The 17,082-nt window shown below is 51.9% G+C and carries 16 protein-coding genes; 8 read left to right on the forward strand and 8 right to left on the reverse strand.

Features of this window, described 5'->3' with window-relative positions:
• Nucleotides 1-49: 49 nt before the first annotated feature.
• The 8 genes from QME66_04455 to QME66_04490 form a co-directional block, all read right to left on the reverse strand.
• Nucleotides 50-1,303, reverse strand: coding sequence for a DEAD/DEAH box helicase (locus QME66_04455; protein ID MDI6808218.1), 1,254 nt, complete (start codon nt 1,301-1,303; stop codon nt 50-52).
• On the reverse strand, nt 1,300-1,908 hold the full coding sequence (locus tag QME66_04460; protein ID MDI6808219.1) for an XTP/dITP diphosphatase: 609 nt from the start codon (nt 1,906-1,908) through the stop codon (nt 1,300-1,302). The genes QME66_04455 and QME66_04460 overlap by 4 nt, the downstream gene beginning before the upstream one ends.
• A gap of 22 nt (nt 1,909-1,930) precedes the next feature.
• A complete protein-coding gene (gene rph, locus QME66_04465) occupies nt 1,931-2,695 on the reverse strand; it encodes a ribonuclease PH (GenBank protein ID MDI6808220.1) in 765 nt (254 codons plus the stop codon).
• Complete coding sequence (murI, locus tag QME66_04470) at nt 2,631-3,530, reverse strand: glutamate racemase (protein ID MDI6808221.1); 900 nt, start codon at nt 3,528-3,530, stop codon at nt 2,631-2,633. Before murI ends, rph begins: the two co-directional genes overlap by 65 nt.
• Nucleotides 3,527-4,045, reverse strand: a complete 519-nt coding sequence (locus QME66_04475) for a GerMN domain-containing protein (GenBank protein ID MDI6808222.1) — start codon at nt 4,043-4,045, stop codon at nt 3,527-3,529. Before QME66_04475 ends, murI begins: the two co-directional genes overlap by 4 nt.
• Nucleotide 4,046: 1 nt before the next feature.
• Nucleotides 4,047-5,396: an N-acetylmuramoyl-L-alanine amidase gene (locus QME66_04480; protein ID MDI6808223.1), complete on the reverse strand. Its 1,350-nt coding sequence runs from the start codon at nt 5,394-5,396 to the stop codon at nt 4,047-4,049.
• Nucleotides 5,393-5,854, reverse strand: coding sequence for an SsrA-binding protein SmpB (gene smpB / locus QME66_04485; GenBank protein MDI6808224.1), 462 nt, complete (start codon nt 5,852-5,854; stop codon nt 5,393-5,395). Before smpB ends, QME66_04480 begins: the two co-directional genes overlap by 4 nt.
• A 128-nt stretch (nt 5,855-5,982) precedes the next feature.
• Entirely contained in the window at nt 5,983-6,906 is a 924-nt protein-coding gene (locus QME66_04490; GenBank protein MDI6808225.1) for a lamin tail domain-containing protein, read from the reverse strand.
• A 683-nt stretch (nt 6,907-7,589) separates the two neighbouring features.
• On the opposite strand from QME66_04490, the gene QME66_04495 reads away from it, so the two are divergent.
• The 8 genes from QME66_04495 (at nt 7,590) to QME66_04530 (ending at nt 17,057) form a co-directional block, all read left to right on the forward strand.
• A complete protein-coding gene (locus QME66_04495) occupies nt 7,590-9,554 on the forward strand; it encodes a response regulator (GenBank protein MDI6808226.1) in 1,965 nt (654 codons plus the stop codon).
• Nucleotide 9,555: 1 nt separating this feature from the next.
• Nucleotides 9,556-11,070 (forward strand): HEAT repeat domain-containing protein, encoded by a 1,515-nt coding sequence (locus QME66_04500; GenBank protein MDI6808227.1) that lies wholly within the window; start codon nt 9,556-9,558, stop codon nt 11,068-11,070.
• Between the two features lie 35 nt (nt 11,071-11,105).
• Nucleotides 11,106-12,665, forward strand: a complete 1,560-nt coding sequence (locus QME66_04505) for a glycosyltransferase (protein ID MDI6808228.1) — start codon at nt 11,106-11,108, stop codon at nt 12,663-12,665.
• Entirely contained in the window at nt 12,662-14,428 is a 1,767-nt protein-coding gene (locus tag QME66_04510; protein MDI6808229.1) for a hypothetical protein, read from the forward strand. Before QME66_04505 ends, QME66_04510 begins: the two co-directional genes overlap by 4 nt.
• Before the next feature lie 77 nt (nt 14,429-14,505).
• The gene (locus QME66_04515; GenBank protein ID MDI6808230.1) at nt 14,506-14,643 is read left to right on the forward strand and encodes a hypothetical protein; all 138 of its coding nucleotides are present in this window, start codon (nt 14,506-14,508) and stop codon (nt 14,641-14,643) included.
• A gap of 433 nt (nt 14,644-15,076) precedes the next feature.
• Complete coding sequence (locus QME66_04520; protein ID MDI6808231.1) at nt 15,077-16,201, forward strand: hypothetical protein; 1,125 nt, start codon at nt 15,077-15,079, stop codon at nt 16,199-16,201.
• Nucleotides 16,186-16,587, forward strand: a complete 402-nt coding sequence (locus QME66_04525; GenBank protein MDI6808232.1) for a hypothetical protein — start codon at nt 16,186-16,188, stop codon at nt 16,585-16,587. The genes QME66_04520 and QME66_04525 overlap by 16 nt, the downstream gene beginning before the upstream one ends.
• Nucleotides 16,584-17,057 carry a hypothetical protein gene (locus QME66_04530; GenBank protein ID MDI6808233.1) on the forward strand — a complete coding sequence of 158 codons (474 nt, stop codon included), beginning with the start codon at nt 16,584-16,586 and terminating at the stop codon, nt 17,055-17,057. Before QME66_04525 ends, QME66_04530 begins: the two co-directional genes overlap by 4 nt.
• The last annotated feature ends 25 nt before the right edge of the window (nt 17,058-17,082 follow it).

The raw sequence follows: 17,082 nt of genomic DNA on the forward strand, positions 1-17,082 counted from the left end.
GAACCTGGCTTGTAATGGGCCGCGAAAACCATTGGGACATCGCTTTCTCTCAACGGCGGCGAGGTTTAAACGATCTGTGAGTGTGATGCCGTTTCAGGTTCGTTCGCGAACCTTCATGCCAGGATTTAAGAAACTCTTCAGGAGGAAGCTCGGGGTGCTTTGATACGGGAAGTGTTAACCTGATGAGTTTTTCAATACCCTGAACATCGCGGTTCTGCTCGGGCGTGGCAAAAGAAATCGCATGTCCGCCAGACCCCGCCCGCGCAGTGCGGCCGATGCGGTGCACATAATTTCCTGCATCGTCCGGAAGATCATAGTTAAGCACCAGCTCGATTCCGATCACATCAATGCCCCTGGCAGCAATATCGGTAGCGACAAGCACCTTATACTTGCCGCACTTAAAACCCTCAAGCGCTTCGCGGCGCTGTCCCAGATTACGGTTAGAATGTATCTCTGCCGCGCTATATCCCATGCCCCGGATCGACGTCATAATCTTGTGCGCATTATGCTTTGTGCGGGAGAACAGAAGAACTGAGCCGTGATATTGCGCGAGTAGTTTACCGAGGAGCCGCGGCTTTGCTTCTTTCTTGACGATGAACAATTCCTGGGTTACGCGTTCCACCAAAGTCCCTGACGGGGCAATCTCAACTGAGACGGGGAGTTTCATGTACGCGGCGGCAATTTCCACAATTTCTTTGGGAATCGTCGCGGAAAAAAGCATGGTTTGCCTGTCTTTCGGTACGAAACGCAGGATCTTTTTGATCTGCGGGGCAAACCCCATATCCAGCATACGGTCGGCCTCATCAAGCACGAGCATCGTCGCGTTATTCAGCAGGAAATTCTTTTGGCCGAGATGGTCAAGGAGTCTGCCGGGAGTGGCGATGACAATGCGGGGATTCTTGCGCAGCGCCTGTATCTGAGCAGCTATTGGAGCGCCGCCGATAAGGCAGGCGGTCTTCATCCCAAATGGGCGGGCAATTATCTGCAATGCCTCGTCAATCTGGATGGCCAATTCGCGCACGGGCGCAAGGACCAAACCAATCCCATCTCTCTGCGCAAGGCGCTGCACCATGGGAATGGCAAAAGCCAGAGTCTTGCCGGTGCCGGTCTGCGCAACACCGATAACATCTTTACCTTCAATCGCAGGGGGAATCGCCTTGAACTGGATAGGAGTGGGAATCCTAAACTTTGTGTGCGCGAGGATATCGAGGATCTTCGGGGCTATGCCCAGCCCGAAGAAACCTCTTTCTGATTGACTATTCCCCTGCAAGGACCTGCTTACATTCGTCGTTTTGTGTATCATCGTGAGTCACGCCCCCTCTCGGCAAGCAACCACTTCTTGACCGCCTGGAACGCCTTTCCTCTGTGGCTTATTAAGTTTTTCTCATTGGGGTCTAGCTCGGCCATTGTCTTTCCCTTTTCTGGAATGAAGAAAACCGGATCATAACCGAAGCCGCCTATGCCTCTCGGGGCCTCCAGAATCTCCCCGTGGCAGGTCCCTTGAAACGTCAGTTCAACTCCGTTCGGAAGACAGAGCGCCAGAACGCACACGAATCTCGCTTTCCTATGATCGCGAGGAACATCTGACAGCATCGATAGGAGTTTCTTCGTGTTGTCTTCGTAGGAAACCCGTTCACCTGCAAATCTGGAAGACCTGACTCCCGGGCTGCCCTGAAGTGCATCGACCTCAAGTCCCGAATCATCGCCAAGCGCTGAAATTCCGGTCTGAGCCAGGACGCAGCGCGCTTTGATGAGAGCATTTTCCCGGAAACTCTCGCCAGTTTCTGGAGGAAGAACAATCTGCGGAAAAGCTTCGAGGGACCTGACATTCATGTCCATCCCCTCAAGCAGCAAAACTATTTCTTTCAGCTTGTCCTTGTTTCTTGAGGCAACGATAAGCTCGCCAATACTGGGATTCAACTTTTGTTTCCTATACGGAGAGGGCTTTCCCTTTACTCTGCCCGGGAAGTCCGAGACTCTTCTTCTGGGCCTTAATGAGTTTCTGAATTCCGGATGAACCAAGCTTCAACATTGCGTTCATTTCTTCCCACCGGAAAGGCAGTCCTTCAGCGGTGCCCTGCACTTCAACGAAGTGTCCGCTTCCAGTCATCACGACATTCATATCAACCTGGGCAGTACTGTCCTCGGCGTAGTTGAGGTCAAGCAGGAACTCCCCTTTGACTTTGCCGACACTGATGGCCGCAACAAAATCCCTCACCGGAATGTACTTGATCAGTTTCTTATTGACCATGAACTTGAAGGCCTCGTGGAGAGCCACAAAAGCACCTGTTATCGAAGCGGTCCTCGTTCCCCCATCCGCCTCCAGCACGTCACAGTCGAGCAGGATTGTCCTTTCACCGAGCGCATCGAGCTCGGTCACAGCCCTCAGGCTTCTTCCAATAAGGCGCTGGATTTCCTGTGTCCTACCGCTGACTTTTCCCTTCACAGATTCCCTTTGAATTCTCTCATGTGAACTCCTGGGCAGCATTCCATATTCTGCGGTGACCCATCCATGCCCTTTGGCCTTCAGAAAGTACGGGACCTTATTCTCCAGAGTGGCCGAGCACATCACACGCGTGTTTCCCATCTCGATAAGACAAGAGCCTTCGGCGTGCCGCAAAACCCCAACTTTAATCTTTATCTTTCTTAGATCGCCGGCTCTTCTTCCGTCTAACCTTCTTCCGGGAATTTTCAATTCTCCCTCCTTCTCGGAACCAAGTGCTTGAGGACTGGTCGACAAGATGAACTCTTCCAACCTCAGAACCAAGGAACCTTCTTGCGATGTCTCTGAATCTGGCCGGGATGTCGCTCACGCAGAAAAGATTCGCCGGGCGGGCGGTTCCTCTTCTTGAAAGACCCTCTTTACGAAGAATTTCTCTGACGACCTTCGCCGTCTCCTCACCGGAGTCAATCAGCACAATGTGATCACCCATGACTTCGGAAATAACTCCTGCGAGAAGAGGATAATGAGTGCAGCCGAGTATCAGCGTATCAATGCCTCTCGCGCGGAGCGGGGCCAGATACTCCTCTGCAACGGCTTTCGTCACTTCGTGGTCAGTCCACCCTTCTTCAGCAAGAGGCACAAAGAGCGGGCACGCCGCGGAGAAGATGCTCAATTCTCCGTTCTTCTTCCTGAGCATTTTCTCGTACGCTTTGCTCCCAATGGTGCCGAGTGTGCCAATCACACCTACTTTTCCGCTGATCGTAGCCTTCGAAGCGGCGAACACTCCCGGTTGAATAACGCCCACTACCGGAACCGGGACGGACTTGCGCAAGACCGGCAGTGCAAAGGCGGACGCGGTATTGCATGCCACCACGATCATCTTGACCCCGGCTCGAAGAAGAAATTTTGCATTCTCAACGGAGAACCTGGTGACTGCCTTCCTGGATTTCGAACCGTACGGGACTCTCGCGGTGTCACCGAAATAGACGATTCCCTCGCCCGGCAGAGAGCGCATGAGTTCTCTCACTACGGTGAGTCCGCCGACACCTGAATCAAAGACACCAATTCTGCTTTCGCTGGTTTTCATTTCATGCCACCCCGTCTTCCTGCTGAAAGGATATCATCCAGAGTGAGTCCCTCTGTCAAGTCAACATGGCCGGTAAGAGTGGCAGCAGGTTTCCCATCAACCAGGAATACTACTTTCTTCACGCGTTCCACATTCTCAAGGACGGTTCGCGCAATTGACGAGGCGAGAAGCCACTCGAACAGGATTCCTCCCTGGGATGTGACTCTGATCGAGCCGGAGAAGTCGATGAAAACCGTTCCCCTTTCGTCTATGAAGGTGTGGCGGAGCACCGCGTTGGCCGGCATGAGCCTCACCCCGGTCCTCCTGGGACCACCAGTAAGCTCTGAGATAAGAAGAGAAAGAGATCCCTCCCTGTTTTCAGTTACAAGCATCTCCCTCTCTTCAGTCAGAAGTTCCTTGCCGTCTTTCGATCCAAAATACAGCGAGACTGAGCGCGTGGCCTGTGCCAATTCTGCGCACCAGGACTGTGACGCCAGAAGGCCGGCGGCTATCGCCGCAAGGACAAGTGAGCGCAATTCATCCCCCTGCCTGCAGGTTTACAAATTCGATGACTCCTTTTCCTATCGCAATCCCGAGCTCTTTCCTTAAGTCCGGATCTTCCAGCAAGTCCTCGTCCACCGGGCTTGTGAGGAACCCGCAATCGATGACTACCCCCTTGGTGTCGGAGCTCTTTAGGAGTCTGATCGGGACGAACATCAGGCCGTTGTCTTGAGCGCCCACAACAGAAGAGAAAGAGTCGAGGATAATCCTTCCAAGAAGACGCAGTCTGAGATCGCCTCCGCCGTCAGGTACCACAACATAGATGCCTCTTGCCTCCTCAGAAGGATAACCCTCTGCATGCAGACTCAGCACCATGTCCGGCCGGACGTTCTTTAAGAACTCTATCCGTTCATCCTGTCTGACTGTCATGTCCTCGGTCCTTGTCAGAAGCACAGACAGGGAACTGTTACGTTCAAGAAACTCTTTCACACTCGCAGCAATGTCAAGCGTTATGTCCTTCTCTTTCGAGCCCCCTATTCCCTCAACTCCTGCGTCACTTCCGCCGTGCCCCGGATCAATCACTATTTTTCTGACTCGCTTCGCCTCACGCGCGAGAAGTTTCTCAAGAAAAGCGTTCCCGGCATTCGGATTTTTCGTAAATCTCAACTCGACTCCGTCCGGCTGCATGGAGACGAGATAGCTTTCTGCTTCACTCGTGAGTCTGATAGAAAGCGTCACGCCTCCACCTTCCCTGACAAAAGATAGTCTTTCGACCAGACCTAGTCCCTCATTCGGAAAAAGGTACCCCTTCCCGGGCTCGCACTTCGCGATTCTGAAGTCGAACTCTCTCCTTGATGGAAAAATCACCTCTCCGGAAATGGTTGAGTCGGCGAGAATTTTGAGCACGGTATCAGTGCTATCCTCGTAGAGATCCATTCCAAGCAGCTTCACAAGTGTCTCGACCGGCACGAGTCTCCGCTGCCTCCCGTCCCATGTGAATTTCTGTGCCAGAACTTTGTTGAGGACTTTCTCGACAAAGTCCAAAGGAATTGCGACCTGGCCATCCACGAAAACAGCCGGACCGCTCATCATGTACGAGTCTCCGCCAATCAAGACGAGCCTGCTTCCCACGACTGTCTTTATCGCCTTCCCGGGAATCTCCAGTGTCATCCTTCTTGTTTCGGGATACCAGAGCTTGGTGGCATGATGCATCCTCGCAATTTCACTCAGCGGAACGTAGGGAACCTCGAGACAAAATGCCTTCCCGCAGAATCCGCCGGGACTCAGGGCAGATTCGAAACCGGGAAGCATAATGACAAGATTCGTCTCGGGAAGGAAAAAAACTGCACTCAAGATTGCAAGGAGAGCGATTCCCTTTATCCTCACCTTTTTCCTCTATAGGTTCGTCTCATTTCTCGTTCCATATCCTTCTTTTTTATCTCTTCCCTCCTGTCGTAGAGTTTTTTCCCTCTTGCAAGGGCAAGCCCTATCTTTGCGTAGCCTTTCTTGAAATAGAGCGACATCGGAATCAGAGTAAGACCTTTTTCAGAAACCTTTCCGATGAGTCTTCTTATCTGCGACTTGTGAAGGAGCAGTTTTCTTCTCCGCGTAGGGTCAAGGTTGAACCGGTTTCCAAACTCGTAGGGATTGATGTGCAGATTGTAGAGGAAAACCTCTCCGTCCCGGATCGTTGCGTAGCTCTGCTTCAAATTCACCCTGCCCTGGCGGATTGACTTGACTTCAGTTCCGCTCAGGACAATTCCAGCTTCAAAGGTATCGATTACAAGAAAATCCTTCCTTGCGCGCCGGTTTGAAGAGATGATTTTGACTTCGCTCTCAGCCATCTTCATCGTCACTTTACTAAAGAAATTAGTGACAGTCACCTATTTTCCAGGAAATAGGTGACTGTCACTAATTAAACGGCCACCCCGGTAAGCCAGGGTGGCCGTTCTTTATGATGAGTTACTCGGTATTACCGATAGATTGCCTTAATCGTACCCCAAGTGCTGTTCTCGACAGCAGTAGGTCCACCGGCTATACAGCCATTGCCACTAACAAGAGTCTCGGCACCTTCTGCCCCAACTCTCTGGCGAGTGCCGGCACCGCTTGCGGGGACAACAAATCCCTGGGTGAGCGGGCCAACGTCATTGTTGTAGCATGACGCAACCACATCTGCATCCGGCCCATCCTGACAGGTCGCGGTTGTCTTCAGCACCGGCCAGTTGGAACCTGAACCGGAGCCCCAGTAAACCAGGTCAACATCACAGACGAGGTCCGAGATTTGATCCCAGTAGAACAGCCACACGAACTCTGCCGTATTGGTATATGAGCCATAAGTCGGATAAGGCGCAGGCTTGTTTCTGGCCACGTCCACCATCGGGATGGCGGTAGTAGGGCCACCAGCATTGAAGAACATGAAGTCAGCATCTACACCAGCGCAGCGCTTGAACCTGCCGCCGTCCACAGCTATTGTCTTGTAGGCGCCGGGCAGTATGATTGCGCCATTCGGGAACCGCATGGCAAAGTCTGACCCGGTCAGAAATATGTCTATGGTTCCCAGCACAGGCAGAGTGTAATACGTATTGACGTCTGACAAATAGTAATTGGACAGGTCAACGGGCTCCGAGGTCGGGTTGTAGATCTCAACGAACTCTGTCGAATCTGCGCACGTCGCGCTGTTGAGACCACGATAACCAATCTCGCTTAGAAGAAGATGGGCGCCAGCCAAAACAGGACCTGTGCTCGGTGTGGCGGGTGCTGCGGCCGCCCACTGAGCGCCCTTGTGATTCTCGGTCGTCTCATCGTGCCCGCCGATAATCTGCTGTGCCACTGCGGGTGCCGCGAGAGCAAACACCAGTCCTACAATCGCCAATGATGTCATAAGAAACTTATGCATTTTCAATTCCTCCCTCCGATGACAGAATCTAAGAAACTTCCAGCTACACTGCCTTAACGACAAACGCGCTGTTGTCATCACCTCCTGTCCACATTGAATAGAAATAGCGCCGCGCGTCCCTATGCCATACGCATGTTTCCCTAACTACCAGATACTACCATAGATAAGGGCCTTGTGTCAAGCGCTAGCTTGCTGGCGAGCTTGCAGTTTCCGGGGAGATACTGGCTTTGCTTGGGCAGAGTAAGTGTCCGCTCAGTCTGGCTGAATTGCCACAGGTACTCAACTTCTCTCAAGCCATTCCCCAGAAATGACGATTAAACTGTAAGAACCTCTTGCGAAGTCGGGTAGTCTGAGGCGTCAGGCTTCCCCTCACCTTGATCCTCTCCCCAGAGGGGAGAGGTTACATGAAGAATCATCAGTGACCCTCTCCCATGAAGGAGAGGTTACATGAAGAATCATCAGTGACCTTCTCCCATGAAGGAGAGGTTACGAGCAGCGCCGTCCGTGACCTCTTCCGTGGGGAGAGGATTGTGAGGGGCTCTTCGTCCCCATGAATGCGGCGGACACGAGCTATGCCCCAAACTCGGGTTGTAGCGCTTCTCGAATGATGCTACCCTAAGCCTCAGCAGGTTCGGACAGTAGATTCCGGACAGACTCTGGAGAGAATTCTCAAAAACAGGCATATGGCGCCAAATAACCAGAAAATCCTTGTCGCAGACGACGAAGCCTACATACGGGAGCTGGTCAGGGCAAAACTCGAAAATGTGGGCTACGATGTGGAAGAAGCTTCGACCGGAAGAGAAGCCATCGAGCTCGCAAAAAACTCTCCACCCGACCTAATCCTGCTCGACATAATGATGCCTGACTTTGATGGATTTGAAACCTGCCGGTACCTGAGGGAGGATGAGAGGACAAAAACAATACCTGTAATCTTTCTCTCCCAGAAAAGGCAGGAGCAGGACATCGTGCGGGGCCTTGAGCTTGGAGCGGTGGATTATCTCACGAAACCGTTCTCGCCACGGGAGCTCGCCGCCAGAGTCAGAATCTTCCTTTCGGGCAAGGGAGTTGGGGCACAGACTATTTCTCCGCAGGAGGTCAAGACCCCCGAAGGGGACCTCGCCTCTGTCCTCCAGATAAGCAAAGTTCTTCTGTCGCCGCTAAAGCTTCGCGACAAGCTTGCAGTGATCGTCAACATGGCTTCGCGGTTCCTGGGAGCAAACATACTTTCTTTGAGGACAACCGATCCCGAGACGGGCGAGTTCAAGCTTGGGGCATCACTGGGGTTAAGCGATGAGTATTTGAAAACCGAAGTGGAAGAAGTTGTGCGGGTCGTCGGGGGCAGAGCTCTCAACGAAAAAAAACCGGTAGCCATATCGAATGCGCAGGAGGATGCGGCCACAAGCAATTTCCAGAGTCTCAAGCTGGAGAGATTGAACTCCGTTCTGTGCCTTCCGGTTCTCGCCCCGGACAAGCTTCTCGGAATCTTCACTGTGTACGGGAAGACGGCTTACATATTCTCAGAGAGAGAAATCAAGCTCTTCTCTCTTCTTGCAGACCAGGCTGCCCTTGCCATCGAAACCGATTCCCTCCACGACTCTCTGATAAGTGCGAATAGAAAACTCTCAATGTTCCTCTCGAATGCACCATCGGCGATTCTGGTCGGTAACCTTCTTGGAATTGTCCAGTTTTCGAGCCTGATAGCGTCCAGGATTGTAGGCAAGGAGGAGAACGAACTAATAGGCATGAAGCTTGAGGATCTTGAGGTCATAAAAGAGATCTTCCCCGAAAAAGAGGTATTCTCGAAAGTCTTTGAAGAGGTGAAGGCGGGCGGCAGTTTCTCCCGAATCATGAGGATTGGAGGAAACGAATACGAACTTCTGTTGAAAGCTCTTCAGGAAAAAGGTGCATCGATCGGCTTCATTTGCATTCTTTTCAGCGTCTCGGACCAGAGAAGAAGAGAAAGAGCAGAAGAAGAGTTCATTTTCTCGATTGCCCACGAGATGCAGATTCCGATGACGGCGCTCAAGGGATTCAGCGAGATCCTGCTTGAAGAGAAGCTCGATGAGGCAAGCATCAAGAGATACCTTGACATCATAAATAAGGAAACGACCAGGCTGGCGAATCTGATAAACGACCTTTCACAGAGCACGAGGCTTTCGGCAGGAACCGAGCGCCTGCGCTTGAGCCCGACGGACCTCTCATCCGTCCTTCAGGACGTGATTGTCCTGCTCAAAGGGAGGCTCGGCACGATTAGGTTTGAAACCTCAATTCCTCCAAACCTTGCACGTCTGATAGCTGACAAGGAGAAGATGAAGGAGGTCTTCACGAACATTCTCGACAATGCGATCAAATACACTCTCCCGGGTGGAAGAATTCTTGTTTCGATGACGGAGCAGCCCGAGGAAATCCTCGTGACTTTTGAGGATTCCGGAGTCGGAATGACGGGAGAGGAACAGGCAAGAATCTTTGACAGATTCTACAGAGCTGAAAAGCCCGGTTTTCCCGAGACAAAAGGTACTGGGCTCGGCTTAACAATAGCGAAACAGCTCGTCGAACTGCACAAGGGAAGAATATGGGCTGAGAGTGAACCCGGAAAGGGTTCAAAGTTCTTCGTCGCGCTGCCGAAAGTCCACACCCACCAGGCCTGATATGTGGGTCGCCATAGTTGCAGCAAATCTCCTACTTTTCCTCATCGTCGTGTTCCTTGCCATTCTTCTCGGCGGCAGAACGTTTAGAGCCAAGCTGAGGCAGAGAGCCATAACACGCAGGGAAAAATTGTATTCAAAGCTGGTTGACGAGACCGTGGCCGGAACCCCTCTCAAGGAAATCAAGATTCCCAGGAAAAAGGCAATAGACAGGGAAGTTCTGGAGAAGATTCTCAAGGGGAAACTATTCTTCATAAAAGGAGAGGAAAGGGAAAGGGTAACAAGGATTCTTGATGAAAAGGGTTTCGTGGACGATTACATCCGGGAATTGAGCTCCCAAGACATGCGAGTCAGAGCGAGGGCGTGCGAAGTGCTGGGCGAGCTCAGACTCCTCAAGGCCGCCGACCCTCTGCGAGATCTCCTGAGCGACGAGAACGAGGAAGTCTCGGAGACCGCTTCGAGAGCGCTGGGAAAAATAATGGAAAGCTCAAGAGCCCTTGCAGAAACGCTCATTGAAAACCTCGTCAGGGAGCTCAAGTCACCAAACAGGTGGATGCTTCTTAACACTGCCCAGGTCATAAAAAGTCTCGGAGAAATGGCAGTCGATGAGCTCATTGTCCTTCTTCGCTCATCCGAGCCGCGGGAAAGATACCACACTGCGCTCATACTAGGAGAGCTGAAGAACTACCGGACGGTCGAGCCGCTGATGAGGGCGCTTGCGGACATCGAGCCAAAGGTAAGAAGCGCAGCAGCAGAAGCCCTGGGAAAGATAGGAGACCTGCGGGCAGTGGCCGAGATTGCGGGACTTCTTGAAGATGATCATCCGTCTGTCAGGGTCAGAGCAGCAGAAGCATTGGGGAGATTGGGCGACACAAGGGCGGTTGATGCGCTGAAAGAAGCTGCGAGGGGTGCGGAGACACAGGTCAAGTGGGAGGCGGTGAGGGCGCTCCATCTTCTGGATGGCACTGGGGGAATAAGAGCTCTCGAAGACCTTGCGCTTCTGGAAGAAGATTCCATACGGGAGCAGGTTGCTGAAGCATTTGAGATGAGCGGCCTGATGGACCAATACCTGAAACAGATAGGGTTATCTGAAACGGAAAAATCGGAGCGTGCCGAGAAGATCATTACGAAGCTTGCAGAGGCCGGAGTTCTGAGTCCGATCGAATCGGGTCTCGCCATCAGCGATCCAGGTACCAGGAAAAAGATAGCCGGGATTCTCGGGGACACCCTCGAGCTTCTTCTAAAGACATTTCAGAGTGGAAAGAGAGAGGAGGTCGTCAAGGCAGTTGAGATCCTCCTCAGAATGGCACACCTGGACCTTGTCACAAAACTCAACGAACTTCTCAGGGAATCAAAAGGTGAGTTCGCCCTTCTGGTTGCGGAAGCATGCCACACTCTCGTTCTCATCCTCGATTCACTCACGGAGCTCGCGGAAACTGAAACTGACGAAAACGTGGCAAGGAAGATGAATGAGACTGTCGCCGCCCTGAGGTCAAAACTTCTTGGAGGCCAGGGATGACCCGCGGTTCATGCGGATCCCGGTGATCCACTCTCATGTTTAGAGACTTCATAGTATTCACATCCGTACTCGTCCTTGTCTATTACCTGACACTGATGGCCATCTATCTCTACTGCCTGCTTATTTCGAGACGGGGACTCATCGCTTATTTCAAGAGCCGGTACTTCGGAGGGGAAAGGGAGATTTTCGAAAGCAACCTTACCCCTCTCATCTCAATCATTGTCCCCGCACACAATGAGGAGAAGTCAATAGTCGAATCGGTGAATTCGCTGAGAAAGCTCCAGTACGCCCACTCGGAAGTGATAGTCGTGAACGACGGCTCAGCGGACCGGACGCTTGAAGTTCTCATAAAGAGTTTTGGCCTGGTCAAGGTTGACAGAATGTTGAGAAGTCCAAGAGATGCCGAAGGAAAAGAGCTCATAACCACCATGCCGGTAAGGGGCATCTATGTATCAAGAGACAGTTCGGATGTGCACGATTTGATTGTTGTCGACAAGGTAAATGGCGGAAAGTCGGACGCTCTCAATGCCGGCATACTGGCGTCGCGGCATTCATTGATCTGCACTGTTGATGCTGATTCCATATTGGAGCGGAATGCCATCGTCAAGGCAGTCAAACCATTCTTAAAGGATCCGGAAGGCACCATAGGCGTGGGCGGCGTGATAAGACTCGCAAACGGATGTGTATTCTCCGGAGGAAAGGTCAGCGAGGTGAGACTCCCAGGCGACTTCCTCCCGGCTTTTCAAACCGTGGAATACTTGCGCTCTTTTCTCGGGTCCAGATTCGGCCTGAGCCAGCTCAACGGTCTTCTCATCGTGTCAGGCGTCTTCGCAATGCTGAGAAAGGATCTCGTCCTTGAAGTCGGCGGCTACAATGTGAATTCGCTCTCCGAGGACATGGAGATAATTGTCAGGGTTACTGAGCACGAGCTCAAGAAAGGGAAGAAACGAAGGGTCGTGTTTGTTCCGGATCCGATTGCGTGGACAGAAGCGCCAACTGATATGGCGACACTTTCCAGGCAGAGAAACAGATGGCAGAGAGGACTCATCCAGACTCTCTTCTCATTCAAACACATGCTCTTTAACCCGTCGTACGGATCCGTCGGCCTTCTTGCGATTCCTTTTCTGTACCTGGAAATGATAGGCCCGGTGGTTGAAATCTACGGTTTTGCGACGATCCCACTCTTCTACTTCACGGGGAGACTCGAAGAGAGCTTTTTTGTGCTTTTTCTCTTCTCTGCGGTGCTCTTCGGAATTCTTCTTTCAACGCTTGGAATTCTCTTGCAGGAGTTCAGCGAATATCCGTTCACGCGGTTCCGTGATGTCGCGGGACTTTTCTCGCTCGGCGTGCTTGAAAACTTCGGCTATCGTCACCTCACTCTTCTCTGGAGACTGCGGGCGTTCTACGATTACTTCAGAAGAAGAAAGGAGTGGGGAGTGATGGAGCGGACCGGTTTTGGTGAAACGCGGAAACCTGCCAAGAACATATGGAGGGGCTTTGTAACGCTGGCGATTCTTGCGCTTCTCGTTGCTTTCCTCCTTGCTGCCGCAACGAGGCTGATTCTTGCGCATGCTGCGGGGCTTATCGGGAGATGAAACTCCTGCCGCTTTTTGCATCGCTCTGTATCCTACTTTGGATGACTGTTTCTGCCGTCTCGCAGGAGAATGTTTCCACTTCCAGCGAGAGCTACGAAAGGGGCATCAAGCTTCTTGAAGAAAAGCGTTTTGCGGAAGCATCGGGTGTGCTCAAGGAAGCGCTAGCCAATGGCGCGGACTCAAGCAAAGTCGCGAGGCCGCTTGCAGAGGCGCTCAGGTATTCAGGAGACATCGACGGCGCTTTCCAGCTTTACGGCTTTCTCGCTGCACGGGACTCAACTGACATGGACTCCCGCTTTTGGGTTGCGACTTTCCTAAGATGGGAAAGCAAGTTTGACCTTTCGATTCCGGAATATGAGAAGCTCCTCAAAGCAATGCCCACCCACGGCGATGCTCTCTTTGGAGTGGCCCTTGCCCTTAACGCCACAGGGAGGAACGATGAGGCGATTCGAAGACTTGAAGAGCTGAAGCGTTCTGTTCCCAAGTACCTTGACGCAAGGATGGCCCTGGCGCGCTTCTACAGAGAAAAGGGCAGAGACGTCGATGCGATGAAGGAATACACGGAAATTCTGAGCATCTCCACAACCTATGCTCCCGCAAGAGACGAGCTTGGTCAGCTCAGGCGCGAATTATCCCCGGCATTTGAACAGAACCTACTTGTCTCGGAGTACCGCACAATCGAGGGCAGACAGGATCCCAGAAGCTACAAAATCAGGTACTTTCTTTCAGAAGCGCGAACAACAGGAACATATCCAATCAACAGCCGCACGAAGATCAGGGCGGAAACAAAAAGAGGAAGCCTGAGTCAGGAGAATCCTACATTTGGATTCACCTACTATGATTTGAGCAGCGCTGAAAACGTTCTTGGATTCGAGACAAAGGTTCGGAAACTTGGCTCGATCCAGGCAAAGGCATCTATCATCGAATACACGAACAGAGGAAGCGCTGCATCGCTCTCCGGAAAAAAGAGTTTTGGCACGTTCAACGTTGATTTGAGGTCGGACGGCGGCCGCTTTTCCGCCTCAGCAGAGGGAAAACCGATTCTGGTCCGGGGGGCCAGGAACGATGCCTACTGGGGAATCTACAGAATCAGAACTTTCAAAGCATCAACCATGACCCCGTATCCAAAAGGCAGGTTTGATCTCTCAGGCATGTTCTCGAAATACTCGGACAAGAACCAGATCGGAAGCGGATCAATCTCCGCCGAGCTCGGCCAGAAGAATTACTGGATCAGGGGTCTGATTTCCAGATGGCCTCTCGAACTCAGAGGGCTCCAGGACAAGAGAATGCGATTTGGATACGTGACAACAACTGAGGCGAGGTCAAGGTACGGATTCGCCAGGGGTGTGAATCTGTGGACGACTCTTTGGCTGAACAGTTATTGTGACGCAAACAGGGAGGCAGGCGCATTCATCGAATTGAACCGCGAGTTTTTCTCGAGTGCCCTGGTCGTGAAAGCAAGATTCAAGAAGACTTCCTACACGAAAATCGCTTCAGACTATATGGCAATTGGCGAAACGACCGGCTCTCTTTCCGTCGAATCGAGGGGAAAATTGCATTCGATTGTCGCTTACTATGTCGAGGTCGAAGAATTCCTGAGGAAGGACGTGATAACCTCCTCTTCAAGGGGAGAGAATGTGTACTTTGAGTTCAAACCTGTCGGCAAGTCGCGATTAGACTTTCGCCTTGGCGGTACGGGTTCTTCAAACACGATTGGAGAGAGAGGCGGCCGGGTCGAAGGGTTTGTGGGAATAGTTTTCTGATGCAGGTCCGTTATGGAAATGTGCAGTCTCTCCTCTCCCCTCTGGGGAGAGGGAGGGGTGAGGGGGAAAGGCACCGAATGAAACGTTTGAACTGGCAAGTTGTCCTGGGGATATGCCTGGTCGGGCTCTCGGCAATTTTCTACATTCTTCAGATCGCAATATTCGAGAGGCCGAGCGACACGCTCTTCTATTTCTTCCAGGATCTCGCCTTCTGATCCATGAATGGCTGGCCTACATGAAGCACCTGAAGAGCAGCTATCCATACCTCTTCTCCCTTGCCGTGAGAATCAATCCATTCGATCCCAATGCATCGGCGGAGATGAAATAGGAGGCTTGGGGCTGATGGCGGCTTTATCCTCCCCAATCTCTCCGTGCCACCAAATAGTCACTGTTTCTGGTTGTCCCTGTGTCAAGCGGCTGCAGGAGAAATCTCTACCGGCTCCAGGCACATGGATCTCTTATGTCCCTAACTGCAGTAATTTCAAGTTGTTGTAGGTTGAATATGTGCAATTTCTTTTTCGAGCTAACTTTCCAGAAAGAGAAACTCTGGTCAACAAGGAAACTTTTCTTCTTGACACTATTTTTCTCCTTTGAGAAAATAGTTCCAGTCGAAATCAAACAAGGCGAGACGCAATAGGAACATAGTCCATGACTGAACAAGAGATCGTCCGGAAACTCAGACAAGGGATACCCTTTCAGGGGTTGAGCGACATTCAACTGGTCGAAGCACGACCAGACAAGGCGCCGACCACTGTACAGGATAACCGGCGCCGACCTGACATCGTTCTGACACTCAATGTCGGAGAGACTCAGGTGACGGTCTACTGCGAAATCAGATCACAGGTAACCCCCAAACTTCTGGAACAAATCGCCCCGTGGTTGACAAGGATCAAGGCCGTTAGGCCTGAAGGCACGTGTGCACTGGTGTGTCCTTTCCTATCGCCAGCAAGCCAGAAGTACTGCCAACTGAACGGAATTGATTTCATAGACCTGTGTGGAAATGTGTTGCTTCGAATCCCGGGCAAGATATTCATTGAGCGGGTGGGGCGGCCAAACATCTATCGAGAAAGGCAGACGCTCCGCAATCCGTTTCGCGGTGCGTCATCGCGTGTTCTCAGAGTCCTGCTACAATCTCCCAAGCGAGTATGGACCGTCACGACCATTGCGAAGGAGCTAGAGCAGGAATCTGAGAGACAAAATCGAAAGAAGGCCTTCGTACTCAGTGTATCCTCTATCTCAAAGACCATCCAGACATTGGAGCAAGAACTTCTGGTTCGGCGCGACGAGCAGCGAATTGTCGTCCCTGAACCCCGGCAATTGCTCTTTCGTTGGGTGGACAAGTACAAGGAGCAGTACAAGAGGATACAGCAAAGTGGTCGTACATGCAGGAATCCGTTTGGGTTCAATATTGAATCTTCGGTGACTGGTTTACTGTCTCGTTTCAAAGATATGGATATTGTGGTCACAGGCTCCGCAGCCGCAGGCACGATCGCTCCCGTCGTCAATGTAGATAGAATAGACGTGTTCGTCTTGCGCGACATGCCAGACGATATTCTATCTGCTCTTGATCGCGGACAAAGTGTTGGACCAGATTTCTTGTTCATTTATCCATACGATGCTGGAGTTTTCATGTATTCCCGCAATGTGGACGGACTGCCGGTTGTTTCAGACATTCAAACTTGGTTGGACTGTTACGCACGTGGCGGGCGTGATGTAAACCAAGCGTCTTATCTTCTCTCAAGCGTAATCGAGAAACGATGGAACAAACCGTAATTCGGGAACCACAGCTACCCTATTTACTGGAGCTTCTTACGGAGCTCGGCGACGCTGCCAATGATTTCATCCTGGCGGGCGCTCAAGCGATGCGCCTCGCTATTGGTGAAACGCGGGATACGCGAGATTTTGACTTTGTCCTGGACGTGGTCTCACTCCGAGAAGCCACCCAGTCGATAGGAGATACTCTGACAAAACTGGGTTACGAGGTCGATCCAAAGGCTATGAGACTTCAATTCACCAAGGACATCCCCAACAGTCGGGAAACTATGCGCATTGAATTTCTTGCCCCCGAAAGGGAGAAACGACAAAATCCAAAAGAAATTCGAGTCGATGTTCAACCGGGCCTTCACGCGCGAGCGTGTAAGGGGCAGAAATCCTGTTGAAGGAATCCGACCGCGTGATGATCATAGGGAAGCTCCCCAGCGGAGACCTTGCCCGGGCTTCACTTCGCGTCGCACGTCCGCACGCGCTGGCAATGCCAAAACTGTTCGCGACCGACGACAGGTACAGAAACATTAGGGGGCCGGAAGAAGCAGAGCACGACAGGAACAAGGCCAGGATCCATGGAGCAGACTTTGTGTTCATCGTCCGCGCCAATATTGAGAGGCCAGACTTCCGAGTGTCATTTCGCTCTCAGTTTGGTGACGATCTTGATTTGAGAGATGAAGCTCTCGGTATTATTTCGACATATTTCGCGAATTCGGTTGCACCTGGCATCCTGCTTTATGCCGAGTTCTGCCAGATGCAAGGTCTGGGCAACGACAGGACCGCAGAAGAACGTGCCCTGCGGGAAATCAGGCTGTTACTATCTGAACCTGTGGATTCGCAGTCGGGTTCACGGGAACAGACGTGACCTAGTTCTGCAGTTTCTTCTGAAC

Source organism: Candidatus Eisenbacteria bacterium, assembly GCA_030017955.1.
Taxonomy (GTDB): Bacteria; Eisenbacteria; RBG-16-71-46; order JASEGR01; family JASEGR01; genus JASEGR01.